The 25,600-nt window shown below is 68.6% G+C and carries 24 protein-coding genes; 11 read left to right on the forward strand and 13 right to left on the reverse strand.

The annotated features are described in order from the left end of the window. The first annotated feature begins 4 nt into the window (after positions 1–4). Both IEZ09_RS08875 and IEZ09_RS08880 read left to right on the forward strand, forming a co-directional pair. Positions 5–1,642, forward strand: coding sequence for an NPCBM/NEW2 domain-containing protein (locus tag IEZ09_RS08875; RefSeq protein ID WP_229812368.1), 1,638 nt, complete (start codon positions 5–7; stop codon positions 1,640–1,642). Positions 1,643–1,709: 67 nt separating this feature from the next. Beyond that, positions 1,710–2,375: a hypothetical protein gene (locus tag IEZ09_RS08880; RefSeq protein WP_189253116.1), complete on the forward strand. Its 666-nt coding sequence runs from the start codon at positions 1,710–1,712 to the stop codon at positions 2,373–2,375. Positions 2,376–2,510: 135 nt separating this feature from the next. On the opposite strand, the gene IEZ09_RS08885 is transcribed toward IEZ09_RS08880, so the two are convergent. Both IEZ09_RS08885 and IEZ09_RS08890 read right to left on the reverse strand, forming a co-directional pair. Further along, complete coding sequence (locus tag IEZ09_RS08885; protein WP_189253117.1) at positions 2,511–3,281, reverse strand: class I SAM-dependent methyltransferase; 771 nt, start codon at positions 3,279–3,281, stop codon at positions 2,511–2,513. Between the two features lie 126 nt (positions 3,282–3,407). Further along, a complete protein-coding gene (locus tag IEZ09_RS08890) occupies positions 3,408–4,580 on the reverse strand; it encodes a carboxylesterase family protein (RefSeq protein ID WP_229812369.1) in 1,173 nt (390 codons plus the stop codon). A 106-nt stretch (positions 4,581–4,686) separates the two neighbouring features. Between IEZ09_RS08890 and IEZ09_RS08895 the strand changes: the two genes are divergently transcribed. Next, positions 4,687–5,721 (forward strand): zinc-dependent alcohol dehydrogenase family protein, encoded by a 1,035-nt coding sequence (locus IEZ09_RS08895; RefSeq protein ID WP_189253118.1) that lies wholly within the window; start codon positions 4,687–4,689, stop codon positions 5,719–5,721. Here the strand turns inward: IEZ09_RS08895 and IEZ09_RS08900 are convergent. Beyond that, on the reverse strand, positions 5,705–7,177 hold the full coding sequence (locus tag IEZ09_RS08900) for a flavin-containing monooxygenase (protein WP_189253119.1): 1,473 nt from the start codon (positions 7,175–7,177) through the stop codon (positions 5,705–5,707). The two genes, IEZ09_RS08895 and IEZ09_RS08900, sit on opposite strands and share 17 nt — an antisense overlap. 115 nt (positions 7,178–7,292) lie before the next feature. Here IEZ09_RS08900 and IEZ09_RS08905 point away from each other — a divergent pair, with 115 nt between their 5' ends. Continuing rightward, positions 7,293–7,877, forward strand: a complete 585-nt coding sequence (locus IEZ09_RS08905; protein WP_189253249.1) for a TetR/AcrR family transcriptional regulator — start codon at positions 7,293–7,295, stop codon at positions 7,875–7,877. On the opposite strand, the gene IEZ09_RS08910 is transcribed toward IEZ09_RS08905, so the two are convergent. The 4 genes from IEZ09_RS08910 to IEZ09_RS08925 form a co-directional block, all read right to left on the reverse strand. Then, positions 7,843–8,550 carry a type 1 glutamine amidotransferase gene (locus tag IEZ09_RS08910; protein ID WP_189253120.1) on the reverse strand — a complete coding sequence of 236 codons (708 nt, stop codon included), beginning with the start codon at positions 8,548–8,550 and terminating at the stop codon, positions 7,843–7,845. The genes IEZ09_RS08905 and IEZ09_RS08910 overlap by 35 nt on opposite strands. Then, on the reverse strand, positions 8,543–9,790 hold the full coding sequence (locus IEZ09_RS08915) for a MurT ligase domain-containing protein (protein WP_229812370.1): 1,248 nt from the start codon (positions 9,788–9,790) through the stop codon (positions 8,543–8,545). Before IEZ09_RS08915 ends, IEZ09_RS08910 begins: the two co-directional genes overlap by 8 nt. Positions 9,791–9,868: 78 nt before the next feature. Next, positions 9,869–10,354, reverse strand: coding sequence for a helix-turn-helix domain-containing protein (locus IEZ09_RS08920; RefSeq protein ID WP_229812371.1), 486 nt, complete (start codon positions 10,352–10,354; stop codon positions 9,869–9,871). A gap of 116 nt (positions 10,355–10,470) precedes the next feature. Beyond that, positions 10,471–12,039 (reverse strand): LCP family protein, encoded by a 1,569-nt coding sequence (locus IEZ09_RS08925; protein WP_229812372.1) that lies wholly within the window; start codon positions 12,037–12,039, stop codon positions 10,471–10,473. A 464-nt stretch (positions 12,040–12,503) separates the two neighbouring features. On the opposite strand from IEZ09_RS08925, the gene IEZ09_RS08930 reads away from it, so the two are divergent. Continuing rightward, positions 12,504–15,434 carry a glycine--tRNA ligase gene (locus tag IEZ09_RS08930; protein WP_189253252.1) on the forward strand — a complete coding sequence of 977 codons (2,931 nt, stop codon included), beginning with the start codon at positions 12,504–12,506 and terminating at the stop codon, positions 15,432–15,434. 77 nt (positions 15,435–15,511) lie between these two features. Here the strand turns inward: IEZ09_RS08930 and IEZ09_RS08935 are convergent, their stop codons facing one another. The 3 genes from IEZ09_RS08935 to IEZ09_RS08945 form a co-directional block, all read right to left on the reverse strand. Then, positions 15,512–16,300, reverse strand: coding sequence for a chitosanase (locus tag IEZ09_RS08935; RefSeq protein ID WP_308202382.1), 789 nt, complete (start codon positions 16,298–16,300; stop codon positions 15,512–15,514). A gap of 130 nt (positions 16,301–16,430) precedes the next feature. Next, positions 16,431–17,216 carry a chitosanase gene (locus IEZ09_RS08940; protein ID WP_189253122.1) on the reverse strand — a complete coding sequence of 262 codons (786 nt, stop codon included), beginning with the start codon at positions 17,214–17,216 and terminating at the stop codon, positions 16,431–16,433. Between the two features lie 130 nt (positions 17,217–17,346). Then, positions 17,347–19,053 (reverse strand): S8 family serine peptidase, encoded by a 1,707-nt coding sequence (locus IEZ09_RS08945; RefSeq protein WP_189253254.1) that lies wholly within the window; start codon positions 19,051–19,053, stop codon positions 17,347–17,349. Positions 19,054–19,281: 228 nt separating this feature from the next. On the opposite strand from IEZ09_RS08945, the gene IEZ09_RS08950 reads away from it, so the two are divergent. Then, on the forward strand, positions 19,282–20,385 hold the full coding sequence (locus IEZ09_RS08950) for a sugar ABC transporter substrate-binding protein (RefSeq protein WP_189253255.1): 1,104 nt from the start codon (positions 19,282–19,284) through the stop codon (positions 20,383–20,385). Positions 20,386–20,397: 12 nt separating this feature from the next. On the opposite strand, the gene IEZ09_RS08955 is transcribed toward IEZ09_RS08950, so the two are convergent. Together IEZ09_RS08955 and IEZ09_RS08960 are read right to left on the reverse strand one after the other, a co-directional pair. Then, positions 20,398–21,144: a hypothetical protein gene (locus IEZ09_RS08955; protein ID WP_229812374.1), complete on the reverse strand. Its 747-nt coding sequence runs from the start codon at positions 21,142–21,144 to the stop codon at positions 20,398–20,400. 32 nt (positions 21,145–21,176) lie between these two features. Further along, on the reverse strand, positions 21,177–21,401 hold the full coding sequence (locus IEZ09_RS08960; RefSeq protein ID WP_189253124.1) for a hypothetical protein: 225 nt from the start codon (positions 21,399–21,401) through the stop codon (positions 21,177–21,179). Positions 21,402–21,650: 249 nt separating this feature from the next. Here IEZ09_RS08960 and IEZ09_RS08965 point away from each other — a divergent pair, with 249 nt between their 5' ends. The 5 genes from IEZ09_RS08965 (at position 21,651) to IEZ09_RS08985 (ending at position 25,102) form a co-directional block, all read left to right on the forward strand. Further along, complete coding sequence (locus IEZ09_RS08965; RefSeq protein ID WP_189253125.1) at positions 21,651–21,857, forward strand: cold-shock protein; 207 nt, start codon at positions 21,651–21,653, stop codon at positions 21,855–21,857. A 108-nt stretch (positions 21,858–21,965) separates the two neighbouring features. Next, complete coding sequence (locus IEZ09_RS08970; RefSeq protein WP_189253126.1) at positions 21,966–22,844, forward strand: glutamate ABC transporter substrate-binding protein; 879 nt, start codon at positions 21,966–21,968, stop codon at positions 22,842–22,844. Next, positions 22,841–23,455 carry an amino acid ABC transporter permease gene (locus tag IEZ09_RS08975; protein WP_189253127.1) on the forward strand — a complete coding sequence of 205 codons (615 nt, stop codon included), beginning with the start codon at positions 22,841–22,843 and terminating at the stop codon, positions 23,453–23,455. The genes IEZ09_RS08970 and IEZ09_RS08975 overlap by 4 nt, the downstream gene beginning before the upstream one ends. Further along, the gene (locus IEZ09_RS08980; protein WP_189253128.1) at positions 23,455–24,222 is read left to right on the forward strand and encodes an amino acid ABC transporter permease; all 768 of its coding nucleotides are present in this window, start codon (positions 23,455–23,457) and stop codon (positions 24,220–24,222) included. Before IEZ09_RS08975 ends, IEZ09_RS08980 begins: the two co-directional genes overlap by 1 nt. Beyond that, positions 24,203–25,102 (forward strand): asparaginase, encoded by a 900-nt coding sequence (locus IEZ09_RS08985; protein ID WP_189253129.1) that lies wholly within the window; start codon positions 24,203–24,205, stop codon positions 25,100–25,102. The genes IEZ09_RS08980 and IEZ09_RS08985 overlap by 20 nt, the downstream gene beginning before the upstream one ends. On the opposite strand, the gene IEZ09_RS08990 is transcribed toward IEZ09_RS08985, so the two are convergent. After that, positions 25,099–25,539 carry an ester cyclase gene (locus tag IEZ09_RS08990; RefSeq protein ID WP_189253130.1) on the reverse strand — a complete coding sequence of 147 codons (441 nt, stop codon included), beginning with the start codon at positions 25,537–25,539 and terminating at the stop codon, positions 25,099–25,101. The genes IEZ09_RS08985 and IEZ09_RS08990 overlap by 4 nt on opposite strands. Positions 25,540–25,600 lie beyond the last annotated feature (61 nt).

Here is a 25,600-nt window from a genome sequence, read left to right on the forward strand (position 1 = left end):
CCCCATGCGCACCCTGTCCCTGGCCGTGCTGACCGCCGTGGTCAGCGCCGTCCTGGTCGCCCCCGCCGCGGAGGCGTTACCGGACGGCCTCGCCCTGACCCCACCGATGGGCTTCAACAACTGGAACACCACCGCCTGCCGCGCGGAGTTCAACGAGGCGATGGTCAAGGGCATCGCCGACATCTTCGTCTCCCGCGGCCTCAAGGACGCGGGCTACGAGTACGTCAACATCGACGACTGCTGGGCCGAGAAGACCCGCGACGCCCAGGGCAAGCTCGTCCCCAACAAGACGCGCTTTCCCAACGGCATCAAGGCAGTCGCCGACTACGTGCACTCGAAGGGCCTGAAGTTCGGCATCTACACCTCGGCGGGCACGAAGACCTGCAACAAGGACAACGGTTTTCCTGGTGGGTTGGGCCACGAGGAGTCCGATGCCCAGCAGTTCGCGTCGTGGGGCGTCGACTACCTGAAGTACGACAACTGCAACAACCAGGGCGTCGACGCGAAGCAGCGCTACCGCAAGATGCGTGACGCGTTGAAGAAGACCGGTCGTCCGATCGTGTTCTCGTTGTGCGAGTGGGGCCAGAACAAGCCGTGGGAGTGGGCCTCCGACACGGGACATCTGTGGCGTACGACCGGTGACATCAACGACACGTGGCCGCGCACGATGGACATCTACGAGAAGAACGTCGTGCTGGACAAGTACGCCGGTCCTGGCCACTGGAACGACCCCGACATGCTCGAGGTCGGCAACGGCAAGATGTCCGCAGTTCAGTACCGCAGTCACTTCTCGCTGTGGGCGATCATGGCCGCGCCGTTGCTGATCGGTTCGGATCTGCGCAAGGTCAACCAGGACACGTTCACGATCCTGGAGAACAAGGACGTCATCGCGGTCGACCAGGACAAGCTCGGCGTGCAGGGCAAGCGGATCCGCACCACCGGCAAGACCGGCGTCGACGTGATCGTGAAGCCGCTGGCGAACGGCGACAAGGCCGTGGCGCTGTTCAACAAGTCCGGCTCCACGCAGACGATCTCGACCTCGCTGTCCGAGATCGGCATGTCCGGGCCCGCTGTGCTGAAGGACCTCTGGACGAAGTCCACGCGCACCACGACCGGCACGATCTCGGCTTCGGTGCCGTCGCTCGCCACCGTGATGTACCGCGTGTCCAAGGGGGACGGTCCGCGGCCGACCCCGCCCGCCGGTGTGTCCGACCTGTCCGCGTTCGAGGCGACCTCGTCGACGAACGGCTGGGGCCCGGTGGAGATCGACAGGTCTGTCGGCAACCAGGCCGCCGGTGACGGCAAGACCCTGACGATCAACGGTGTCACGCACTCTCGCGGTTTCGGTGCGCACGCCGCGTCGACCATCGAGTTCTACCTCGGTCGCAAGTGCTCTTCGATCACTGTGGACGTCGGCGTCGACGACGAAGTGGCCGCGGGCAAGGGTTCGGTCGTCTTCCAGTTGTTCGCAGATTCAACAAAGGTGGCGGATTCCGGGCGGCTCACCGGAACCTATCCGGCGAAGAAGCTGACCGCGTCACTGACCGAAGCCGAGAACTTGCGGTTGGTCATCACGGACGCCGGTGACGGCATCAATTCCGACCACGGTGACTGGGCGTCTCCGCGGATCACCTGTTCGTAGCGTGTTTCTTGAAGCGGTCTGTGGGTAGCGGTGTAACGCGGCTCACAGACCGCCATATATTCAAGCTATGAAAGCAACTCGGCTCCTCCCTGCCCTCGCCGCAGCCGCCGCTCTGGCGCTGGCCCCCGGACTGGGGCTCGCCGATCCCGGTGACGGCAAGGGGAACGGGATCACGCACAACCCCCAGGTCCCACCAGGACAGTCCACCCAGGACACTTCGGTGCCGCAGCCGCCGTCCAACGCGGACTTCACCGGCAACGGCGCGAACGACCACGGCCCGTACGACTCGACGCGCGACGGCTCCCCGTCCGGCAACGGCAACGGCGGCGGCGAAGCGGTCGGCAAGCCGTGCGCGGGCTGCGTGGGCAAAGCGGACAACAAGAACCCGCCCGGCCAGCTGCCCGGCGGCTCGGACGCCAACGCGGGCTACGAGTGCGACACCAACCACGGTGTGGGCCGCACGAACCCGGCGCACACGGGCTGCAAGCCCGGCGAGACGCCGCCTTCGACGCCTCCGTCCACTCCGCCGTCGACCCCGCCGCCTTCGAGCAGCACCGAGACGCCTCCGCCGCCTGGTGGCGGTGCGCCTCAGGCACCGGCTCAGACGGCCGCCGCAGCCGACGAACTGGCGTTCACCGGCTTCGACGTGCTGCCGCTGGGCCTCGGCGGTCTCGCCCTCGTGGGCGCGGGCGGCGCGGCCGTGGTCATGGCGCGCCGGTCTCGCCGGTCCTGACGCGAGCGACGGCGAGCTGGGTCAGGTACCGCTTGGTATGCGAGCGATGGCGAGCTGGGTCAGGTACCGCTTGGTATGCGAGCGATGGCGAGCTGGGTCAGGTACCGCTTGGTATGCGAGCGACGGCGAGCTGGGTCAGGTACCGCTTGGCACGCGAGCGATGGCGAGCTGGGTCAGGTACCGCTTGGTGACCCGGCAGCCGTGGCGCGTGTCGATCAGGCGCCTGATGTCCGCGATCAGCTGGTCGCGGGCCGGTAGCGCGATGTGGTTCGAATACGTGAGGAGCAGGTCGACGTACGCCTCGGTGTCGTAGGCCTGCTCCCACTCGTACCTGTGGAACTCCGGTTCGTCGAACTCGGGGCTCTCGTCGAACTCGCGCGGGATGTGGTCCGCCGGCGACAGCCTGAGGCCCGGCGGAGTCGCGGGATCCCAGCGCTCGTAGCACTCCTGCACGTCCACGAAGAACTGCTCGGTGCCGCCGGCGATGTGGTGCGTGGAGATCACGGCCAGTGCGCCGCCCGGCTTCAACGCGGCCGCGCACTTGGCCATGCGGGTCCGCGGGTCGAGCCAGTGGAACGCCGTCGCGGACACCACGAGGTCGAACGGTTCCGCGGGTAGCGGCCACTCCTCGAACGGCGCTACCTCGACGTGGGCGAGGGGTGCGTGTTCGCGGGCGATGGCGGCCAGCTCCGGGCTCAGCTCCACCGCGGTCACCTCGCCCAGCGCGGTCAGCGGCAGCGTGGCCTGGCCGGTTCCCGGGCCGATCTCCAGGATGCGCCGGTCGGCCGGGTGCGCGAACAGCTCTGCCAGCTGCGCGAACAGCTCTGTCGGGTAGCCGGGACGGGCCCGGTGGTAGCGGGCCGCGTCCTCGCTGAACGTGGTGCGCAAACGCTCGCGGTCGGTCACCCGCCCAATTCAAGCCAGCGTGGCGGCAGGGCGTCCATCCCGTTTCGGACGAATCCGGTCCAGAGGCAGGACCGGGACGCAACGCGGGCAGTGGCGCGTCCGTGCCGACACACCGCGTCGGCGCCGTTACCCGCCGAGTTCGAGCGAGCGCGATGGCAGAGCGTCCATCCCGTTTCGCGCGAACCCGGCCCACAGCCCCCGCACGGTCCGCGCCAGCGCCGGATCCGGCTGCTGCCCGGCCAGCATGCCCGCGCCCGCCCACCCCGCCGGGTCGAACAGGAACGGCAGCTCCATGCAGTGGCACGCACCCAAAGGCGCGCCAGCAGGCGCCCACCTGAAGTTGAAGGTGGCCGCCTGACCGCCCGCCGTGATCCAGTCCGCGGCCAGCCGGCGAGCAGGACCGGCGAACACCAGCTCGGTCGCGATCTCCCAGGCCTCGGGGCTGGCAGCCACGTACGGGCTGGCGTCGTCGGCGGTGTGCCCGACGAGAAGTTCGACACGTGACGCCGCCGGGGCGAGGTCGACCGGGCCGAGTTCCGGGCCGAACGGCATGCCGGAGGCCGGGGCGAACCGCGCCACGACGGCCGGCACCTCCTGCTGGACGGTCAGGATGTCGTCCACCGGGGTGGAGGCGTCGACCGAGACGAACGAACGCAGCGCGGCGGTCATCTCGGCGCGCTCGGGGCCGCGGGCGCCCAGCGGGGCGCTCTGCAGGATCGCGCGGTGGAACAGGGGTTCGGTCGAGGTCAGCATCAGCGCGTAGACCGAGTCCGCGCCCGCCGATTGGCCGAACGCCGTCACGTTCGACGGGTTGCCGCCGAACGCGGCGATGTTGTCGCGCACCCACCGCAACGCGACCAGCTGGTCCAGCAGGCCCAGATTTCCGTTCAGGTAGCCGAAGACGCCGAGCCGGTAGCTCACGCTCACCACGACGACGCCTTCCAGGGCCAGCAGCGAGGCGTCGTACTTCACCGACTCGCCGCTGCCCGTCACGTAGGCGCCGCCGTGGAACCAGACCATCACCGGCAACCCCGACGCGTCGACGGGAGCGGTGACCGAGAGAACCTGGCAGTGCTCGTCGAACGTCAGGCCCTCTACCGAGTTGCCGACGACGGCGAGCAGCGACGACGGCGGCTGCGGGCAGGCGGGGCCGCGCCTGGTCGCGTCGAGCACACCGTCCCATGTGTACGGTTCCGGCTCGGCGAACCGGGAAGCTGTCGCATATCGGACACCGCGCGCCCGCACCAGACCGTCGGAGACCTCTGGTTTCAGCGCGCCCGCGCCGGTGTCGATCAGCACCTCACCGATGGTAGGCGTAACCAATTCCACAGCGTCTCGATTCGGCGGGAACGGCCCGGCAGGAGGACCATGTCACGGTTGGGCAACGAGGCAGAGGAGGCGCCACGTGCGGGCTACGACGATCTACGGCACCCGTGACATCCGCGTTGAGGAGGTGCCGGACGCGGCCGTCAAGGAGGCGGGGGACGTCGTCGTCCGGGTCGAGCTCGCGTGCATCTGCGGCAGCGACCTGTGGGCGTACCGCGGTGTCGCCAAGCGCGAGAGCGGGCAGCGGATCGGGCACGAGTTCCTCGGCATCGTCGAAGAGGTCGGCAGCGAGGTCACCACCGTCAACGTCGGCGACCGCGTGATCGCGCCGTTCGTGTGGAGTGACGGCACCTGCGCGTACTGCCAGGCCGGGCTGCAGACCTCGTGCCCGTCGGGTGGCTTCTGGGGCAGCAAGGGCAGCGACGGAGGCCAGGGCCAGGCCGTGCGCGTGCCGCTGGCCGACGGCACCCTCGTGCGCGTGCCGGCCGACGCGTCGCCGGAGCTGCTGCCCGCCTTCCTCAGCCTGTCCGACGTGATGGGCACCGGCCACCACGCTGCCGTTGGCGCGGGCGTCGGGCCGGGCAGCACGGTCGCGGTCGTCGGTGACGGCGCGGTCGGCCTGTGCGGCGTGCTCGCGGCCAAGAGGCTCGGTGCCGAGCGGATCATCGCGATGGGACGGCACGAGGACCGCGCGAAGATCGCCAAGCTCTTCGGTGCCACGGACCAGGTCGCCGAGCGCGGTGAGGCCGCGGTCGAGCGCATCAAGGAGATGACCGGCGGCCTCGGTGCGTCCGCGGTCCTGGAGTGCGTCGGCACCGAGCAGTCGTGGGAGACCGCGATGGGCATTGTGCGCGACGGCGGCAGGATCGGGTACGTCGGTGTGCCGCACGAGATGCCGGGGCTGCCGCTCGGCAAGCTGTTCGGCCGCAACATCAGCATCGGCGGCGGTGTCGCGCCGGTGCGCGCGTACCTGCCGGAGCTGCTGGCCGACGTGCTCGCCGGGCGGATCGACCCCGGTCCCGTGTTCGACAAGACGGTCTCGCTCGACGACGTCGCCCAGGGCTACCAGGCGATGGACGAGCGGACCGCCCTGAAGGTCATCGTGAAGCCGTAGTGAGCACGTAGTCCTCGGCGCGCACGCGCTTGGTCCGCATCCAGTACCGCCAGGTGAAGCCCGGCCACACGGTGCGGTTCACGCCCTGCGCGTCGAGGTACCAGCTCTGGCAGCCACCCTGGGTCCACACGCCCTTGGTGAGCTTGCGCTGAATCTCGGCGTTGAACTCCTGCTGGGCCTCCAGCCGCACGTCCAGCTCCGCTGCGCGGTGTTTGTCGAGGAGCCGGAGGCACTGCGAGATGTACCGGATCTGCGACTCGATCATGAAGACGACCGAGTTGTGGCCGAGTCCGGTGTTGGGGCCCAGCAGGAAGAACAGGTTGGGGAAGCCCGAGACCGTGATGCCGTAGTAGGTCTCGATCCCCTGCTCGCGCCACTTCTTCGCGAGGTCGACGCCACCCTTGCCCTGGACGTCCAGGTAGTCGAACGAGTCGGTGACGTGGAAACCGGTGCCGTAGATGATGACGTCGACCTCGTGCTCGACGCCCGCACTGTCCACGATGGACGACTCGCGCACCTCGGAGATCTTGTCCGTCACCAGGTCGACGTTCGGGTAGCCGAGCGCGGGGTAGTAGTCGTTGGAGATCAGTACGCGCTTGCAGCCCATCGTGTAGTCGGGCTTCAGCTTGCGCCGCAACGAGGCGTCCGGCACCTGCTTCTTCATGTGCCGCAACGCGATGCCCTGAGCGAACTGCATGATGCGAGGGTTGACCGCGAACCCCAGCGCCGACGACTCGCGGACCCAGTACACGAAGTTCCGGTAGAGCCGTTGCGTGAAGGGCAAGGCGCGGAACAGCTTCTGCTCCCGGCCGGTGATCTCGCGGTCGGCCTTGGGCATGATCCACGGCGGGGTGCGCTGGAAGATCTTCATCGACCCGACCTGAGGCGCGATCTTCGGCACGAACTGGATCGCGGACGCGCCCGTGCCGACGACGGCGACGCGCTTGCCGGTCAGGTCGTAGTCGTGGTCCCACTGCGCGGAGTGGAACGTCTTGCCGGTGAAGTTCTCGATGCCCGGCAGCTCCGGGATGTTCGGGATGTGCAACGCGCCGACGCCCGCGACCAGGGCCTGGGCGGTGTACGTGTCGCCCTGCTCGGTCGTCACGTGCCAGCGCTTGGCCTCGTCGTCCCACTGCGCGCCGGAGACCTTGGTGTTGAAGCGGATGTGCGGCCGCAGCCGGTACTTGTCCGCGACCCGCTTCAGGTAGTCCCAGATCTCGCCCTGTTCGGCGAACATCCGCGACCACTTCGGGTTCAGCTCGAACGAGAACGAGTACATGTGCGACGGCACGTCACACGCGCAGCCGGGGTAGGAGTTGTCCCGCCACGTGCCACCGAGGTCGCTCGCCTTCTCGAGGACCACGAAGTTCTGCTCGCCGCGCCGCTTCAGCTCGACGGCCATGCCGAGGCCGGCGAAGCCGGTGCCGATGACGAGCACTTTCGTCTCTCGATGCATGGGACGTCCCTCCGCTGGGCGTTGCCTACTTCGCAGTAGGTTACTCGAAGTAAGTTACGAGCGGTAGACTCCGTTCGTGACTGCTCCGCGGCGCCGCATGCCCAAGGCCCAGCGCATGGCGCAGATGCTCACCGTCGCCGAGGAGATCTTCGCCGAGCAGGGGTATCTGGCCACGTCGATGGACGAGATCGCCGAACGCGTCGGCGTCTCCAAGCCGATGCTCTACGAGTACTTCGGTTCGAAAGAAGGCCTGCTCATCGGCTGCATCCACCGGGCGCGCACCGAGCTGCGCGAGAAGACGGCGGCGGCGATCGCGGGCGCCGGCACCCCGGAGGAGTTCCTCAGGCTGGGGCTCAGGGCGTTCTTCGAGTTCATCGTCGACCACCAGCGGTCCTGGGCGTTGCTGCGGCAGGAGGCGGCGATCGCCGTGCCGTCGGCGCAGGAGGAGGTCGAGGGGATCAGGCAGCAGCAGACGGACATGATCGGGTCCGTGCTGGTGTCGTTCGCGCCGGAGATCGACCAGCTGGAGGCGGAGGCGTTCGCCGAGATCGTCGTCGGCGCGTGTGAACGGCTCGCCGTGTGGTGCGAGCGCAGGCCCTCGGTGGGACCCGCGCTCGCGACCGACTACGTGATGGCCGTGATCTGGCCTGGCGTCGCCGAACGGCTCAGGACGCTGCCCGAACTCGCTCCGCACGCATAGCGGTGACGGCGGGCAGGTCGAGCGGCGCGACCTTCGTGCCCGTCGCCCACTCGATCAGCAGGTCGGCGAGCTGCGGGTTGCGCGGGAGCACCGGGCCGTGCAGGTAGGTGCACACGATCCGGCCCTGAACCGCGCCCTCGACGCTGCCGTCGTTGCCGGTGCCGACCTTGACGTGCGCGAGCGGCTGGGCGGACGGGCCCAGCACGGTGCGGCCCTGGTGGTTCTCGAACCCCGTCAGCACGCCTTCGAACAGGCCGTTGGCGGGCTCCGCGAGCACCTCGCCGATCGCGCGGCTGCCGCCGGCGTGCGAGGTCGAGTCGATCAGGCCCATGCCGGGGTGGGTGACGTTGTCGGCACGGGTGAAGCTCTCGCCGAAGATCTGGATGCCGGCGCAGACGCCCAGCACCACGGCGTTCTTCGTGACGGCGCGCTGCAGGCCGGGGTGCTCGCGCAGGTGCTTCACGGCGAGCGTCTGGGCCGTGTCCTCACCGCCGCCGACGACGTAGATGTCGCACGAGTCGGGCACCGGCTGGCCGTAGTTGATCGGCACGATCTCGGCTTTGATCCCGCGCCACGTCATGCGCTTCTCGAGCACCACGGCGTTGCCGAAGTCCCCGTAGGTGCCGAGGAGATCCGGCAGCACGAGCGCGATCTGGATTGTCGACTCACTCATCAGCGGCAGCCCTGGCATTCAAGTCGCGGAACGCGGTGTAGTTGGCGATGACCTCGACCGCCCCCTGCGGCATCTGGTCGATGGCCTTCAGCGGGTCGGGCACGATCGTGTGCTCGACCTCGGCGTAGGTCAGGCGGACGGCGAGATCGGTCGCGCGCTCGCCGGACGCGATGACCGTGCGGCCCCGCAGCCGTTCGAACGGCACGTCCCACAGCCAGCTCAGGTCGCGGCCGTCGGCCTCGTGAGCGTTGATCACCAGGACGGCCGGGTGGTTGGCCTCCTTGACGACCGTGAGGGTCTCGCTCCAGCCCGCCGGGTTCTTGCTCAGCAGAAGGCGCGCGCTGCGGCCGTTGCGGTGGATCGTGCGGTAGCGGCCGCTCACGTTGGAGACGCCGCGCAGCCGGCGGACCGCCTCGTCCGTGGGCACGCCCAGCGCGTGGGCGGCTGCCGACGCCATGACGGCGTTGGCCTGGTTGAACTTGCCCGGCAGCGTGAGCCGCAGCTCGAGCTTCTGGTGGTCCGGCGTGATCATCGCCTCGTCGGCGGTGATCCAGTTCGGGTGCGGGCGCGCGAGGTCGCAGCCCGTGCAGTGCCAGTGCTCGCCCTGCCACTGGATCGGGTTGCCGCAGCGCGGGCAGCTCGCCGAGTCGTGGTGCCAGCCGGTGCCGGTGGCGACCCAGATGACCTTCTGCGCGTTCCAGGCCGCGCTCGTCACCATCACGTCGTCGCAGTTGGCGACGATCGTGCAGTCCGTCAGCGCGGTGATGGTGTCGCGCAGCGAGCGCTCGATGGTGCGCACCTCGCCGACCCGGTCCAGCTGGTCGCGGGACAGGTTCAGGATCACCGCGACGGCCGGGTTGCTCGCACCGGCGACGGCGGGGAAGTAGCCCTCGTCGCACTCCAGCACGGCGTACGGGGCGTCCGGCTGCTTCGACAGCGCCGTGACGTGACCGTCGGGCATGTTGGCGCCGCTGTGGTTCGTGGCGACCTCACCGAGTGCGGAGACGGCCCTGGCCAGCATCATCGTGCTGGTGGTCTTGCCGTTCGTGCCGGTCACCACGGCGACCTTGCGGCCCTGCGTCAAGCGGTTCAGCGCCTGCGGGTCGAGCTTCAGCGCCACCCGGCCGCCGATCATGCCGCCTGCGCCGAGACCCATCTTCTGGGACAGCGTGGAGCTCAGGTTGCCCAGTTTCACTGCGGCCGCGGTGCGCAGAGGGAGGCGGGCGGGGGAATCGTTCACCCTCGCGATGCTACCGGCGGTGGTGGTTGAACCTTTCCGGGCGGCCGCCTGCGTTGGTGTGAACGGGGTTCGGTACAACTAGCGGCTCAGCGCGCGCAGAGTCCGGATGAGCTCCACGGTCGGGAGTTGGCACAGCTGAGCCATGTTCTCCAGCGCGGGCAGGTCGAGATGCACTTCGGTGGACGCACCCGGCGGCAGCACGTGCAGGCGTCCGGCGGCCCAGCGGCGCAACGGAACCAGGCGCGGGTTGTCCGTGGCGGCCACCGCGGTGAGGTTCAGGGTCAGGTGCCCGGCGGGGGCGTCGCCGAAGAAGCGTTCGTGCACCCGAGCGAGGACTTCGTGGGCAGGAACGTCGAGGGCGTGGCAGATCTCCACCAGGCGCACGACCGAGCACTGGCGCGTGCCGAGCTCGTACGTGGCCAGCGTCTGCAGCGAGATCTCGGTCTGCAGGCGCTTGTTCAGCTCTTTGCGGGTCCAGCCGCGCTGCTTGCGAAGGCTGCGGATCTCATCACCGAGCACGCGCTGGTACGCCGCTGTGTCGATTTGGCCGTTCGCGGTTTGCACCTGGTCCCTCCACCCCGTGAGCGGGTCTCACGGTGATGGAAGGCGCCAGTTCTTCGGCGCTTACGCAACTTACTAGGAGAATCCCCCGAACGGGGTATGCATCTCTACTCTGAGTATCAGTTTACGCAGCGCACGCCGTCTGCGGTGATGGGTTTGGGGGCGTTCGGGTCCGGGGCGGGCTGCTGCCGCGCACCATCCAGGTTGAGCACTCCCGAGCCCGTGAAGCCCTGGGCGCCGGGACCCGAGTAGTCGGAGCCCAGGAAGACGCGGACCCGGCCGGCCGGGACGTTCACGTCCTCCTCGATCTTCATGCCGCCGAGGGCCTTCTGGACCGCGTTGGCACCGTCCTCGCCGCCCTTGCCGTAGCGGACGACCGACTTCGCCATCGCCTCGGCGTTGCCGGGCTGACCGCCGGTGAAGCCCTTCGCGACTAGCGACTGCAGCACCTGGCCCGCGAGCCCCGGCTGGCCGGAGGCGTTGCGGACGTCGACGGTGACGGAGGCGTTGTTGAACTTCGGGTCCGGCGCCGACGAGGACGCGGGGGCCTTGCCGAGGTTCTTCACGAACGCCCTGACCTCGGACTCGTCGACCTCGACCGCGGAGCCGTCCTCGGGGGTCTTCAGGTCCGGGTTGCCCGTCGGGATGGTCTGGAACGTCATGTTGCCGCCCGTCATGTCCTTCATCTGCAGGGCGAACTTCGTGATGTCCCAGCCGTCGTCGAGCACGATCGCGCCGCTGACGGCCTTGATCATGTCGTTGCGCTTCTTGCTGTCGGTGAGCACACCTGCCGAGAGCATCTTCTTGGCCAGGCCCGCCATGAAGACCTGCTGGCGCACAACGCGGTCGAGGTCGCCCATCGGCAGGCCGTGGCGCTGCCGGACGAACGCCAGAGCGTTCTTGCCCTCGATGCTCTGCGGGCCCGCCTTGAAGTTCGCGCCGGAGAAGCTGTCGCGGACGTTGCTGTTGAGGCAGACGTCGACGCCGCCGATGGCCTTGGTGATCTCGTAGAAGCCGACGAGGTTGACCTCGGCGTAGTGGTCGATCGTGGCGCCGGTCAGGTTCTGGATGGTCTCGATCAGGTTGTTCGCGCCCGCCTTGCGGCTCTCCATCTCGATCTCCTGCGGGCTCTTGCCGCTGCCCTGCAGCTTTTCGGCCGCTTGACCCTTGGCGTAACCGTAGGCAGAGTTGATCTTGTGACGCCCGAAGCCGCCCGCGATCTTCACGTAGGAGTCGCGGGGGAACGACACCGCGAAGGCCTTGCCGCTGTCGTTCGGGATGTGCAGCAGGATCAGCGTGTCGGTGTTGAAACCGCCGTCGTCGCTGCCGCCCGCCTGCAGCTCGTTGAGGATGTTCTGCGGCAGCGGGTTGCCCTTGGAATCGGTGCGGCTGTCCATGCCGACGAGCAGGATGTCGATCGCGCCGTCGGCGGGCTTCTCGCCGGCGTCGGCGAGGTTCAGGTCCTGCTTGGTCAGGTTGTCGGTGAGCGAGTTCAGGTTCTGCCACGCGATGCCGGTGACCAGCAGGATCGTCGCGGAGATCATGCTGACGAAGATCTTGGCGCCGGTGGACGCGCCGCGCTTGGCCGCGCTCGGCTTGCGTGTGGCGGGCCTGGGGCGCGGACGGGGCGCGGGAGCCGCTGCCTTCGCCTTCGCCGGTGTGGTGCGGACCGTCGGGCGGTCGGCCACCGCCGGACGTGGGCGCGGACCCGACGACGTGGCACGGGCGCGCTGGGGGTCGCGGCGGGGCGGTTCTCCCCGGTTGGCCGACTCGCGGCGCGGAGGTTCCCTGCGGGGAGGCTCCTTGCGGGGCGGCTCGGAGCGCTTCGGCGGCTGCGGCCGCGGCGGTTCCGCCCGGTTCGGCTGCTGCCGGCGCGGGGGCTCTGAGCTGCGCGGAGGTACCTGAGGACGGCGAGGCTGCCCCGCAGGGGGACGCGGGGTGGCGGAGGGTCGCCTGGGAGTCCCGTTCGGTTCTCCTGGCCGCGGCGGCCGGTTGTCCACACCCACTCCTCTCAGCACATCCGGGTACCCCAAGTAGACGCGTGGGAACTCCACTCGGTTGTGCAAAGCGTGACACAGTGGCGAACGCCACCCGATTCAGGCCCCTTGACCAGCGGTTTTGTCCGTTTCGTAGACTCGTCGCCGTGTTGACGATGCAGGACGCGCTGCTCGCGCTGACCAAGTACTGGACCGATCGGGGCTGCATCGTGGTGCAACCCTTCAACACGGAGGTCGGGGCGGGAACGCTGAACCCCGCCACCGTGCTGCGCGTGCTGGGTCCCGAGCCGTGGCGCGTCGCGTACGTCGAGCCCTCGGTGCGGCCCGACGACGCCCGTTACGGCGAGAACCCGAACCGGCTGCAGACGCACACCCAGTTCCAGGTGATCCTCAAGCCGGATCCGGGCGACCCGCAGGAGCTCTACCTCGGCTCGCTGGAGGCGCTGGGCATCGACGTGCGCGCGCACGACGTCCGGTTCGTCGAGGACAACTGGGCCTCGCCCGCGCTGGGTGCCTGGGGCCTCGGCTGGGAGGTCTGGCTCGACGGCCTGGAGATCACCCAGTTCACCTACTTCCAGCAGGCCGGCGGCATGACGCTCGACCCGGTGTCGGTGGAGATCACCTACGGCATCGAGCGGATCATGATGGCGCTGCAGGGCGTCGACCACTTCAAGAAGATCGCGTACGCGCCGGGCATCTCCTACGGCGAGGCGTTCGGCCAGGCCGAGTACGAGATGTCGCGGTACTACCTCGACGACGCGGACGTGGAGGCGAACAAGCGCCTCTTCGAGGAGTTCGCGGCCGAGGCGCGCAAGATGCTCGACGCCCGCCTGCCCGTTCCTGCGCACAGCTTCGTGCTGAAGTGCTCGCACATCTTCAACGTGCTGGACGCGCGGGGTGCGATCTCCACGACCGAGCGCGCTCGTGCGTTCGGCCGGATGCGCGGCCTGGCACGGGAAGTCGCCGCGCTGTGGGCCGAGCGCCGGTCCGAGCTTGGCCATCCCCTCGGTGTGGCCGAGGTTCCTGCCGCGGCGGAGAAGCCTTCGTCCTTCGAGGACGTTGTCGCTCCGGCGACGCTGCTGTTCGAGATCGGCACCGAGGAGCTGCCGCCGCACGAGGTGCTGCGGACCGTCGACGCGGTGCGCGAAGCGGTGACGGCGAAGCTCGGCGCGACCCGGTTGACGCACGGCGAGGTGACCGTGCACGGCACGCCGCGCCGGATCGTCGTGCTGGTGCCCGCGGTGGCGCCGCGCGAGCCGGACGCCGAGCGCACGGTCCGCGGCCCGCGTGTTTCCGCTGCCTTCGACGCCGACGGCAACCCGACGAAGGCCGTGCAGGGCTTCGCGCGGGGCCAGGGTGTCGAGGTGTCCGCACTCGGGCGCGTCGAGGAGAACGGCGTCGAGTTCGTCGCGCTGACCAAGACCGACGCCGGTCGCGGCGCCGTCGAGGTGCTGAGCGGCCTGCTGGCCGAGGTCGTGTCGGACCTGCGGGCCGAGAAGAACATGAAGTGGAACGACCCGAAGCTGTCGTTCACCCGGCCGATCCGCTGGCTGCTCGCGCTGCTCGGGAACACCCCGGTGCCGGTCGCGGTGTCGTCATTGGCCTCCGGGACCGTGACCCGTGTGCACCGGACGGCCGACCTGCCCGTGGTGGAAGTGTCCACTGCGGACGGTTACCTGGAGTTCCTGCGCTCACACGGCATCCAGGCCGACGCCTCGGTCCGTGCCGCCTCGATCGTGGAGTCGGCGCAGGAGCTCGCGGCGTCGGTCGGCGGCGTCGTGGAGGTCGAGGGGCTGCTGGACGAGGTGACGAACCTGGTCGAGTGGCCGACGCCGATCCTCGGCTCGTTCGAGGAGCGGTACCTGGAGCTGCCGGGCCAGATCCTCACGACGGTGATGCGCAAGCACCAGCGCTACCTGCCGGTGCGCTCCGCGGACGGTTCCCTGCTGCCGCACTTCGTGGCGGTGGCGAACGGGTCCGTCGACGCGGACCTGGTGCGGGCGGGCAACGAGGCGGTGCTGCGGGCGCGGTACGAGGACGCGGCGTTCTTCTGGCGGGCGGACCTCAAGACGCCGCTGGAGGAGATGAAGTCGGGCCTCGCGAAGCTGACGTTCGCGGACAAGCTCGGCTCGATGGCCGACCGCGCCGCCCGGATCGCCGCGCTGGCTTCCCGGTTCGCCACGGTGGTCGACGTCGACCGCGAGACGCTGGACCGCGCGGGCGCGCTGGCCAAGTTCGACCTCGGCTCGCAGATGGTGATCGAGCTGTCGTCGCTCGCCGGTGTGATGGCGCGCGAGTACGCGGCGCGGGCGGGGGAGACCCCGGAGGTCGCTCAGGCGTTGTGGGAGATGGAACTCCCGCGCTCGGCCGGTGACGCGCTGCCGTCGTCGGTGCCGGGCGCGCTGCTGTCGCTGGCCGACCGCTTCGACCTCCTGGCCGGTCTGTTCGGCATCGGTGCCCAGCCGACCGGTTCGTCGGACCCGTTCGGGCTGCGGCGCGCGGCCCTGGGCGCGGTGTCGGTGCTGCGGGCGTTCCCCGCCCTGCGCGAGATCACGCTGTCGAAGGCGCTTTCCCTTGCGGCAGAGGGGCTGTCGGTGTCCGCGGAGGCGCTGGAGACGGCCAGGGAGTTCGCCGTGCGGCGCTACGAGCAGGCGCTGCTCGACGCGGGCCACGAGCACCGGTTCGTGCAGGCGGTGCTGCCGCTGGCCGACTCGCCGGTGCTGGCCGACGAGACGCTGACGCAGCTGGAGTCGTTGGCGGGCAACGAGTCCTTCGACGCGCTCGTGGCCGCTCTGCAGCGCGTGCGGCGGATCGTGCCCGCCGACGTCGCTGCCTCCTACGACGCCTCGGTGCTGTCGGAGCCCGCAGAAGTGGCGCTGCACAAGGCGTTCGAAGGCGTTTCGCGTGACGTCACGGGCCTGGCGGCGTTCGTCGCCGCGGCCGAGGGCCTGACGGCGCCGATCAACACCTTCTTCGACGAGGTGCTGGTCATGGCGGAGGACCCCGCGGTCAAGGCCGCGCGGCTAGGCCTGCTCGCGTCCATCCGCGACTTCGCGGCCCCCGTGCTCGACTGGACCCAGCTGTAACCCGTCCGGGTGAACGATGAACGGCGCTTTTGTCCACCTCAAGTGGACAAAAGCGCCGTTCATCGTTGAAGCGCGGGTTAGTTGATCGTGTAGCTGTCGCCGTAGACCTTCCACTTCAGCGGCGTCTTCAGGTCGAAGTTGCCGGCCTTGAGCCACACGCGCTGCGCGGTCTCGATGCGGGAGACGTCCTCGTGGGCCGCTTCCTGCTTCATGGCCCACACGCGGGCGTCCATGAAGGCGTTGAGCCACGTGCGCTCGTCGCCGCCCTGCGACGGCGGCTTCGCCTTGCCGAGCGCGCGCTTGCGGATGTTGCTGAAGCTGGTCTTGTCGCCACCGTCACCGTGCACGACGATCGCGTCGTAGTAGGCGAACTGGCCCAGGGCGCGCACGCCGTCGGCCTTGCCCTGCTTCACGGCCGGGTTGAAGTACACCCGGTCGCGTTCGGACTCCTGGGCGGCCTTGAACACGGAGTCCTTGGCCGCGGTCTTCCAGTCCTTGGTGAAGTTGGGATCGAGGCCCGCGTGCGAGGCCGTCCCGTTCACCTTGCGCAGTGCGGGAAGGTACTTCTCCAGCACGTTGCCGGGTTTCCTGCTCTTGTACAGCTCGACCAGGTCGAGCATGTCACCGGTGCCACTGCAGAAACCGATGATGCCCGCGGTGTACCCGCGGCCGTCCTTGATGTCCTCGATGTAGCCGAACTGGGCGCGCCAGTCCAAAGAGGAGTTCTCCGCGCTGGACACGATCTGCATCGCGATGTCCTTGAGGCGCGGTTCGTCGAGGTTGGCCGCAGAGGCGGTCGTTGCCGTGGTGGTGATGAGTGCGGCGCACGCCAGCAGCGCGGCCGCGAGGCGACCTGAAATCTTCACGAAGTTCCTCCGGGGCAGGGATTGTGGGGTCCCGGGCGGCGTGAGACCAACGGTAAGGGGTCCATACCTTTATTGGCAAGTGTCTTTACTAATTCGCGAAACGGACAATGAGTACTCGCCGGACGTTTGGTCATCGGATCTCGTACGAATCGCCGTAGACGTGCCACCGCAGTGGGCGTTCGAGATTGAGCTTGCCCTCGTTGAGGAACCGGCGCTGCGCCGTGTCGACCCGGCTGGTGTCCTCGTGGGCGGGCTCCTGCTTCATCGTCCAGACGCGTGCGTCGAGGAAGGCGTGCAGCCACGTGGTTTCGTCCCCGCCCTGGGCCGGCGGGCGGGCGCCGGTGTCGAGAGCGCGCAGGCGGATGCCGGAGAAGTCCAGGTCACCCCAGCCGTCGCCGTGCATGACGATCGCGTCGTAGTAGATGAACTGGCCCAAGGCCTGAACGCCGTCCTGTTGGGCGCGGCTGACGGCGGGGTTGAAGTAGACGCGGTCGCGTTCGTGCTCCTGGGCGTCCTGGAAGGTGCTGTCGTTCGCGGCGGTTTCCCAGTCTCCTGTGAACGTCGGGTCCAGGCCGTCGTGGGACGGGGTGCCGTTCACGCGTTCCAGGGCGGGGAGGTACTTCTCCAGGACGTTGCCCGGCTTCCAGTCGCGGTAGAGCCGGACCAGGTCGAGCATGTCGCCGGTGCCGCTGCAGAATCCGATGATGCCCGCGGTGTAGCCGCGGCCGTCGCCGATGTCCTCGATGTAGCTGAACTGGGCGCGCCAGTCCAAAGAGGAGTTTTCCGCGCTGGACACCAGCTGCATGGCGATGTCCTTGAGCTGCGGGTCGTTCAGATCTGCCGCCTGCGCGGTGCCCGGCGTGACGAGGGCAGCCGCGCACAGAACCGTTGCGGCCAGCCGTGTAAACGTCTTCATGTCGCTCCGTTCCGGTGAGGGATCGGCGGCGACTTGTGCGGAGCACCGTAGCGTGAGAGCGGTTGCGCGACAAGGCCTCGCACGACAAAGGCTCCCGGCCGGAGCCGGGAGCCTTTGCGGTTCAAGCGATTTACAGGAACTGTCCGCCGCGGGTCACCGCGCCGTAGGCGTCCACGATGCCGTGTCCGTAGAAGCCGTTGAACTTCGCGTCACCTTCACAGGTGGCGTCGAACTCCGGCGAGCGGCCCACGTTCACGTACGAGACCGTGCGCGGGTTCGGGCACGCGCGCTGGATCGCGGTCTTGTACAGGACCTTCTCGACCTTGTCGGGGTCGAGGGTGAGGCCGGGGCGGCCCTTGTCCTTCTTGCCGTACTGGCTGACGATCAGCGCGGCCACGCCAGAGGCGTGCGGGGCGGCCATCGAGGTGCCCTGCAGGAACTGGTAGTAGCCGACCTTGTCACCCTGCACGGCCTTCTTCACGCCCGCGGCGAGACCCTTGTCGGTGATGTTGCCCGCCTCGTCGATCGCGCCCTCGGCGAGAGCGACGTTGCGCGGGTACGTCGACAGGATCATGTTCTCGTTGGTGCGGTACCACGGCGTGCCGAGGCCGCTGCGGAAGTAGCCACCGGGGGCCGAGATCGCGGTCTGCTCCAGGCCGTAGTTCGAGTAGTCGGCCTTCTCGGTCAACGGGCCCAGGGACGACACCGAGATGACGTGGTTGCCCTCGGTCGGCAGGTTGAGGCAGGTGGCGTTGTCGATCGGGCGCGGGCGGTTGTGGCCCGGCGGGTAGTTCGGGCTGATCGTGTCGGTGCGCGGCTTGCCCAGGTCCTCGTGGTTGTTGCCACCGGCGCCGATCAGCGTGACGCCCTTGCGGTGCGCGTAGTTCAGTGCGCGCTGCACGGACGCGATGATCGTCTGCTGCTCCAGCTGCTCCTCGGGCGAGGCCGTGGAGTCGTTGATGCAGTTCATGTACCACGGGTCGACGTAGAACGACATGTTGATGACGTCCAGGCCGATGTCGGCGCCGTAGGTCAGGGCGTCGACGACCGGCTGCAGGAAGAACGAGCCGGAGTCCTGGCCGCCGCGGATGTTCACGAGCGACACGTTCGGTGCGACACCGGAGATGCCGAAGCCGTTGGCAGCGGCGCCGATGGTGCCGGCGACGTGGGTGCCGTGGCCGCCGTCGTCCCAGTTCGCCGGGTCGACGCAGCCGCGGAACTCACACGGGCCGTCGAACTCGCCGCCGTCGGAGTCGGTGGGCATGTCGACGGTGAAGTTGCGGGACAGGTCGTTGTTGAAGTTCGGCGCGATGTCCGGGTGCGAACCGTCCACACCGGTGTCGAGAATGCCGACGTACACGCGCTTGTCGCCCGCCTGCTTGGCGCGGGCGATGTTGGAGCGGACGAGGTTCAGGCCCCACAGGTCGCCGTCCAGCGGGTCCATGCCGGCGGTCGACTTCGACTCGGCAGGGGCCTTGCTCGGCTGTGCGGCCTTGTTCTCCTTTTCCACGTCGTCGCGCTTGGTCTTCTCGGCCTTCGCCGCGGGAGCGTGGCCGATCGGCTTGGTCCGTGCGGCACCGACGATGTCGCTCGAGGCGGACACCTTCTCCACGAACCCGTTCGCGGGCGCCTTCACGGTCAGCAGACCGATCGCCCTGTTGTCCCGCACCACTTCGCCGCCCGCCTTGTGCACGGCGTCGATGGCGAAGTCGCGGTTCCCCGGATCCTCCAGCAGGACTGTGTACTCGGTGTCCTGCTGGCCCGCGGTCGAGGCCGGCGCTGCCCCCGCCGCCGAAGTACCCGCTGCGATCAGCGACACCGATGCCGCCACCGCCATCACGGTTCTGCGCGTTCTCACCTAGCTGTCTCCTCACACCCGGTCAGGGCTGGATCCAACAACACGGTGCGGCCCCCGATTGCCGCCCAAGTCCGACACACTGACACGAAATTCCCTCACGCATCAGCGCCTTTCGTACGGAATCGAACTGTAGCCGATCGGAAGCGGAGCGTGATGGGGTGCGAGAAATCTTGACTTAACAAGTTTCAAGCGATGAACTCCGCGTTTATGCGAAGACGCGTAATGGCATCGTCGGCGTGCCTGCTCTTTCTCCTCTCTGCCTGCGGTGACGCAGGTCAGGGTGCTCCGACGCTGCCCGCGCGTGGACCCAAACCAATCGTCGGGGTAATCCTTCCCGACCGAACGACTTCCACGCGCTGGGAAGAACAAGATCGTCCGTTGCTCACTCAGGCGTTCAACTACGCGGACATCGAACCGTTCATGGAGAACGCCGAGGGTGACGAGGCGAAGTTCGCGCAGATCGCCGACGAGATGATCCGCCGCAAGGTGAAGGTCCTGATGATCACGCCGTTGTCGGCGGCGGGCGGCCTCGCGGTGCAGAAGAAGGCGAAAGCCGCGGGCATCCCGGTCATCGACTACGACCGCGTGACGCTCGGCGGTCAGGCCGAGTACCACGTCGGCTTCGACAGCGTGAACGTCGGGCAGCTCCAGGCCGACGGTCTGGTGGAGTGCCTCGGCAACAAGCCGGGCGCCCAGATCATCGAGATCGAGGGCGCGCCGACCGACCACAACGCCACGCTCTTCACACAGGGCCAGAAGTCGCGGCTGTCGTCCAAGTACGACAGCGGCGCGCTGAAGCTCGTGAAGTCCCAGCCGGTCGCCGACTGGAACAACGAGCTCGGCGGCCAGCTGTTCGAGCAGATCCTGAACGAGAACGGCGGCAAGGTCGACGGCGTGGTCGCGGCCAACGACGGCCTGGCCGGCGCGGTCATCGGGGTGCTCAAGAAGCGGAACCTGGCCGGCAAGGTCCCCGTCACCGGGCAGGACGCCACTGTGGACGGTCTGCGGGCCGTGCTGCGCGGCGACCAGTGCATCACCGTCTACAAGCCGGTGCGGGACGAGGCGGAGGCGGCGGCCAGACTGGCCATCGCGATCGCTCGCGGCGACCTCGACGGTGCCGACGACCTCGCCACCGGCAACCTGCGGGACCCCGTCGCGCGGCGCGACATCAAGTCGGTGCTGCTCGGCGCGACGCTGATCAAGAAGGACACCGTGCGCACGCTGGTGACCGAAGGCGTCGTCAAGCCGCAGGAGCTGTGCGCGGGAGACGTCGCTCAGGCCTGCGCGCAGCAGGACATCCTCGGAGGGTAGCGCCAAGCCCCGTCACGACCTGTCTTGATCAGGCAGGTCGTGACGTCCCGAGATGAACTCCTGCACGGCGATCTTCGCCTTGATGATCGGCTGCCGGATGCGGGCCTCGCGCCGGTACGCCCGCGTGAGCTTGCGCGAGCCCTCCGGGTAACGCCAGCGCGCCCACGGTGAGCCCGGCCGTGCCAGCCGCACGGCACCGACGGCGGGCACCACCGGCACGAGCAGGCCTAGCAGCCCCGTCCAGATCTTGCCCTTCAGCAGCGCCACGATCGCGAAGCACAGGTTGACCCCGATGGTGATCAGCCTCGCCGTGAACGTGTCGGTCGGTGTCGTGTCCGGGTTGAGCTGCAGCACCTCGTCGTAGCCGAGAGGGCGCGCGCCGAGCAGGAACGTGCCCGTCAGGCCGATGGCGAGGAACACGGCGTCCACGGACAGCCGGCCCGCCTTCGTCCAGTACACGTCCCGCAGGTGCAGGATCAGCGCGAACTCGTCCAGCACCAGGGCCGCGCCGACACCGAGCCCCGCCGCGGCGGCCAGCCGGGCGCCGTGGAGGTCGTCGGGGATGACGAGGCTCGTGACGCTGGACAGGAGCAGCAGCACGGTGCCGAACACGACGTGATGCACGTGCGTGTCGCCGTGCACGATGTTGCGCGGCCACCAGCGCACCTTCGCCCTGATCATCCGCACGCTGATGCGGATGAACACGAACGTGGTCACCAGTCCGATGAAGAAGAAGAGCAGTCGTTCGCTGCCGGTCAAGCACGGCCCCCTGGGTCCAACGACCCTCAAGGTTACCCGTGGTGGTGGATATCGCCTTCCACGTTGCCGATCTGGAACAGCGTGCCGTGCACGGTGCTCTCCGCCCTGTTGGTGATGGGCTGGCGGGCCTTGCGGGGGCCCTTCGCCTTCTCCTTGGCGGCGGCGCGGGCCAGGACGTCGCGCACGAGCGCTTCCAGGCCGCCCGCCACCTGCGGTGCGACCGTGACCTTGATCGACAACGTCGGTTGCTCGGGCACGAGTACCTCCGCATGGTCATTTGGGGTCTCACGGTAGCAGTGCGGGGGCAGTGCGATCGATGGCTCGACTGAGAGCGGGGAGCCGTGGTTGACTGTCCATGGTCGTACGTTTTCGTGTTCGTGCTTTCCCACGCTCGCGGAACGAGGTCGCGAGCGTGAGGTTTCTCCAGGTTCCGGAGAAGTCGCCGTTCCGACTTGACCCGGTGGTCGCGAGCGCGATCCGGCACCTGTTAGAGGAGAAGTAGCAAGATGGCAGTACAGGGCACCGTCAAGTGGTTCAACGCGGAGAAGGGCTTCGGCTTCATCTCCCCCGACAACGGTGGCGCCGACGTGTTCGTCCACTACTCCGAGATCCAGATGAACGGCTACAAGGCTCTCGAGGAGAACCAGCGGGTCGAGTTCGAGATCGGTCAGGGCCAGAAGGGCCCGCAGGCCCAGGGCGTTCGCGCCATCTGAGCCTGACGATCAGCATCTGATCTGTTACGAAGCCGCTTGTCCTGAATTGGACAAGCGGCTTTGTCGCGTCTTGTGCCTGATCGAACGCGATCAGTAGCGTCGCAGGCCATGGGGAGACTGTTCGTAGCAGCGGTGTTGCTCTTCGTAGCCGGATGCTCCGGTGGTGAGAACGCGGTGCCCGGCGGCGGCAAGCTCGACGCCCTGCTCGCCAAAGCGCCCGTTCACACAGGTGAGGTGACCCCCGGCTCGACCGTCGACCGGATCAAGAAGCGCGGGAAGCTGCTGATCGGCGGGTCCCAGGACGCACCGCTGCTGTCCCAGCTCGACCCGATCAGCGGCGAGCTCACCGGCTTCGACGCCTACCTCGGCAAGCTCCTCGCGCAGTACATCGTCGGCAAGCCGCAGACCGAGCTGCTCAGCGCCACCTCGGAGACCCGCGAACCGTTGCTGGCCAACGGCACCGTCGACGTGATCATCCAGACCTACACGATCACGCCTGCCCGCCAGGAGCGCGTGGCGTTCGCCGGGCCGTACTACCGGTCGGGACAGGCGATCGCGGTCCGCAAGGGCACTTCCGGCATTGCGAAACCCGCCGACCTGGCCGGGAAGACGGTCATCGTCGGCGCGAACACCCCTGGGGTGAAGGCGGTGCAGGACGTCGCTCCCACCGCCCGGATCGTCGAGTTCGGCTCCGACCCCGAGTGCCTGACGGCGTTGAAGCAGGGCCGCGGCGAGGCCTACGTGCAGGACCAGGCGCTCCTGGTGGCCGACGCGTCGAAGGACAGCGAGCTGCAGCTGGTCGGCGAGCCGTTCACCGAGGACCCGTACGGCATCGGCCTCAAGCACGGCGACGTGGAGTTCCAGAGGTTCGTCAACGACTGGCTGCGCGAGATCGGCAAGTCCGGGCTGTGGCAGGACGTCTGGAAGCAGACGATCGGCACCGTGGTCACCGGCGACGCCCCGTCGCCACCCGCGATCGCCTCATGAGCCTGGTCCTCGAAGGCTTTCTGAACACCGTTGCCCTGACCCTGCTGTCGTTCGCGGGTGCCCTCGTCGTGGGTCTCGTGGTGGCGGTGCTGAGGATCGTGCCGGTGCCGCTGCTGCGTGGCGTCGGTGCCGTTTACGTCGAGGTGTGGCGGAACGTCCCGTTGCTCGCGTGGCTGGTGCTGTTCGTCTTCGGGTTGCCCGAGGTGGGCGTGCGGATGCCGTTGTTCTGGACGGCCTTCACGGCGATCGCGCTGTACGAGGCCGCTTTCGTGGCGGAGGCACTGCGGTCGGGCGTGAACTCCGTGGCGTCCGGGCAGGGTGAGGCCGCGCGGGCGCTGGGGCTGTCGTTCCGGCAGTCGTTGTGGCACGTGATCCTTCCTCAGGCCGGACGACGGGTCGTGCAGCCGTTGGCGAACATCGCGATCGCGTTGACGATGGCGACGGCATTGGCCGGTGTCGTTGGCGTCGTGGACATGACCCGTGCGGCGCAACGGATCAACCTGGAGCTGGCCCAGCCGTTGCTGGTCTTCACCGGCGTGGGGCTCTGTTATCTGTTGATGGCCGCGGGAATCGGGTTCGGTGCGCGGGTGCTGGAACGGCGGTTGGCCTGATGTTCGACGCTCCTGGTCCCCGTTTCCGCCGCCGCGTCTTCTGGGTCTCGGTGGCGTCGGCGCTCGTGCTGGCGGCGCTGGCCGCGTTGGCGTTGCGGCAGTTCGCGGCCAACGGGCAGCTGGACCCGGTCCGGTGGCGGCCGTATCTGACCTGGCCCGTGTGGCGTTATCTGCTCGGAGGCCTGGGGTCGACGGTGGTGGCGGCGTTCGCGACGGGGGTGCTGGCGATGGCGGGTGGCTTGCTGCTCGCGTTGCGGCCCAACCGGTTCACGCGGGCATACGCCGAGGTCATGCGCACGGTTCCGGTGCTGCTGCTGGTGTACGTGATGCTGTTCGTGCTGCCGTCGTTCGGGGTGAACCTGCCGCTGTTCTGGAAGCTCGTGGTGCCGCTGGCGTTGTCGCACGCGGCGTCCTGCGCGGTGATCTTCCGCGCGGGGGTGGGCTCCGTGGATCCTGGGCAGCGCGAGGCGGGGCTGTCGCTGGGCATGCCGGACGGCGCCGTGACGCGGTTCGTGGTGCTGCCACAGGCCGTTCGGCACATGACGCCGTTGCTGGTCACCCAGGCTGTCAGCCTGTTGAAGGACACCTCGCTGGGATATGTCGTGTCGTACACGGAGTTGCTGTTCAACGGCCGGGTGCTCGCGAACTACAACGGTCTGCTGATCCAGACCTTCATCGTCGTCGCGTTCGTCTACCTGGTGGTCAACCTGGCGCTCTCGCGGGTGGCCCACCGCCTGGAGGCTCGTCGTGCCCGCATTGCTCGCTGAGGTGACCCGGTCAGGCTTCGTGGAGAGCCTGCACCACGGCAGCGTCGTCGGGCTGCTGCCGTCGGGCGCGATCGGGGTTTCCGTTGGCGCCGTGGAGGATCCGGTGCTGCCGCGGTCGTGCATGAAGCCGTTCCAGGCGCTGGCCTGCCTGTCCGCGGGAGCGCCGCTGGAGGGACCCGCGCTGGCGATCGCGGCCGGGTCGCACACGGGGGAGAACCGGCACGCGGAGCTGGTGATGGAGCTGCTCGGCGGGTTGCCGGTGGGGTTGCTGCGCTGCCCGCCGTCGTGGCCGGAGGACGAACAGACGCGGCAACGGATGACCGAGCCGTCTCGGGTGCGGATGAACTGCTCCGGCAAGCACGCGGCGATGCTGGCGACGTGCGTGGCGGCGCGGTGGCCGACGCAGACCTACCTGGAGCCGACGCATCCGTTGCAGCAACTGGTGTTGCGGACGGTGGGGCAACTTTCCGGCGAGACCGTCGCGCACACGGCGGTCGACGGATGTGGCGCGCCGGTGTACGGGTTGTCGTTGCACGGCTTGGCGCGCGCGATGCAGGGATTGGTGCGCACGCCGGTCGCGCGAGCGATGCGCGAGCATCCCGAGTACGTCGGCGGGACCGGCCACGTGAACACGGTCGTGATGCAGCTGCTGCCGGGTGTGGTGGCGAAGGGCGGCGCGGAGGGCGTGCTGGTGCTGGCGACGGACGCCGGGCACGCGGTCGCGGTGAAGGTGCTGGACGGGAATCCCCGTGCCACCACCGCGATCGGGCTCACGGCGCTGGCGGCACTGGGATACGACGTGTCGCCGGCCAAGGAGCACCTGTCCGTGCCGGTGCTCGGTGGTGGCCAGGTCGTCGGCGAAGTGCGAGTGGTCTTCTAGAAGGCTTCCGGGAGGTCCAGCATGCCGAGCTGGCTCATCACGGTCGCGCTGTCGCCGTACACCCGCTCGCAGACCAGCACGTCCTTGTCGAACAGGAAGAAAGCGACCATCCTGACCTTGAAGGACCGGCCGGTGACCTCCTCGCCGGTGAGGCTGCCGAGGTGCGTGCCCTGCAGTTCGAACTCGACGACCACCGCGTCGTCGGCGTGGTGGATCTCGATGACCTTGTTGCGCTGGTCGGGGAACGCCGCTCGGGTGCGCAGCCAGTACGCGCGAACCTCGTCCACGCCGTCGAGCACCTGGCCGGACGCCATGATCTCGTACCGGGGGTGGGGGAACGTGTTCAGGGAGGTGTCGAAGTCGAAGTCGTTCTGGCTTTCCATGTGCTCCAGGACGATCGCCTCGCGCAGCGCTCTGAGCGCCTTGGATTCGGTCATGCCGGCCGACCCTCCTACGTACGCCGTACGTCGCACGGAAGCTACTCCACGTCGTATGGTC

This window comes from Lentzea flava, from assembly GCF_014648475.1.
GTDB classification, from domain to species: domain Bacteria; phylum Actinomycetota; class Actinomycetes; order Mycobacteriales; family Pseudonocardiaceae; genus Lentzea; species Lentzea flava.

Excerpts from the sequence above, each read along its gene's own strand:
- IEZ09_RS08875 (WP_229812368.1), top strand. The coding sequence starts at position 5 with ATGCGCACCCTGTCCCTGGCCGTGCTGACCGCCGTGGTCAGCGCCGTC.
- IEZ09_RS08880 (WP_189253116.1), top strand. The coding sequence starts at position 1,710 with ATGAAAGCAACTCGGCTCCTCCCTGCCCTCGCCGCAGCCGCCGCTCTG.
- IEZ09_RS08900 (WP_189253119.1), bottom strand. The coding sequence starts at position 7,177 with ATGCATCGAGAGACGAAAGTGCTCGTCATCGGCACCGGCTTCGCCGGC.
- IEZ09_RS08905 (WP_189253249.1), top strand. The coding sequence starts at position 7,293 with ATGGCGCAGATGCTCACCGTCGCCGAGGAGATCTTCGCCGAGCAGGGG.
- IEZ09_RS08910 (WP_189253120.1), bottom strand. The coding sequence starts at position 8,550 with ATGAGTGAGTCGACAATCCAGATCGCGCTCGTGCTGCCGGATCTCCTC.
- IEZ09_RS08930 (WP_189253252.1), top strand. The coding sequence starts at position 12,504 with ATGCAGGACGCGCTGCTCGCGCTGACCAAGTACTGGACCGATCGGGGC.
- IEZ09_RS08940 (WP_189253122.1), bottom strand. The coding sequence starts at position 17,216 with ATGAAGACGTTTACACGGCTGGCCGCAACGGTTCTGTGCGCGGCTGCC.
- IEZ09_RS08945 (WP_189253254.1), bottom strand. The coding sequence starts at position 19,053 with ATGGCGGTGGCGGCATCGGTGTCGCTGATCGCAGCGGGTACTTCGGCG.
- IEZ09_RS08950 (WP_189253255.1), top strand. The coding sequence starts at position 19,282 with ATGCGAAGACGCGTAATGGCATCGTCGGCGTGCCTGCTCTTTCTCCTC.
- IEZ09_RS08965 (WP_189253125.1), top strand. The coding sequence starts at position 21,651 with ATGGCAGTACAGGGCACCGTCAAGTGGTTCAACGCGGAGAAGGGCTTC.
- IEZ09_RS08970 (WP_189253126.1), top strand. The coding sequence starts at position 21,966 with ATGGGGAGACTGTTCGTAGCAGCGGTGTTGCTCTTCGTAGCCGGATGC.
- IEZ09_RS08975 (WP_189253127.1), top strand. The coding sequence starts at position 22,841 with ATGAGCCTGGTCCTCGAAGGCTTTCTGAACACCGTTGCCCTGACCCTG.
- IEZ09_RS08980 (WP_189253128.1), top strand. The coding sequence starts at position 23,455 with ATGTTCGACGCTCCTGGTCCCCGTTTCCGCCGCCGCGTCTTCTGGGTC.
- IEZ09_RS08990 (WP_189253130.1), bottom strand. The coding sequence starts at position 25,539 with ATGACCGAATCCAAGGCGCTCAGAGCGCTGCGCGAGGCGATCGTCCTG.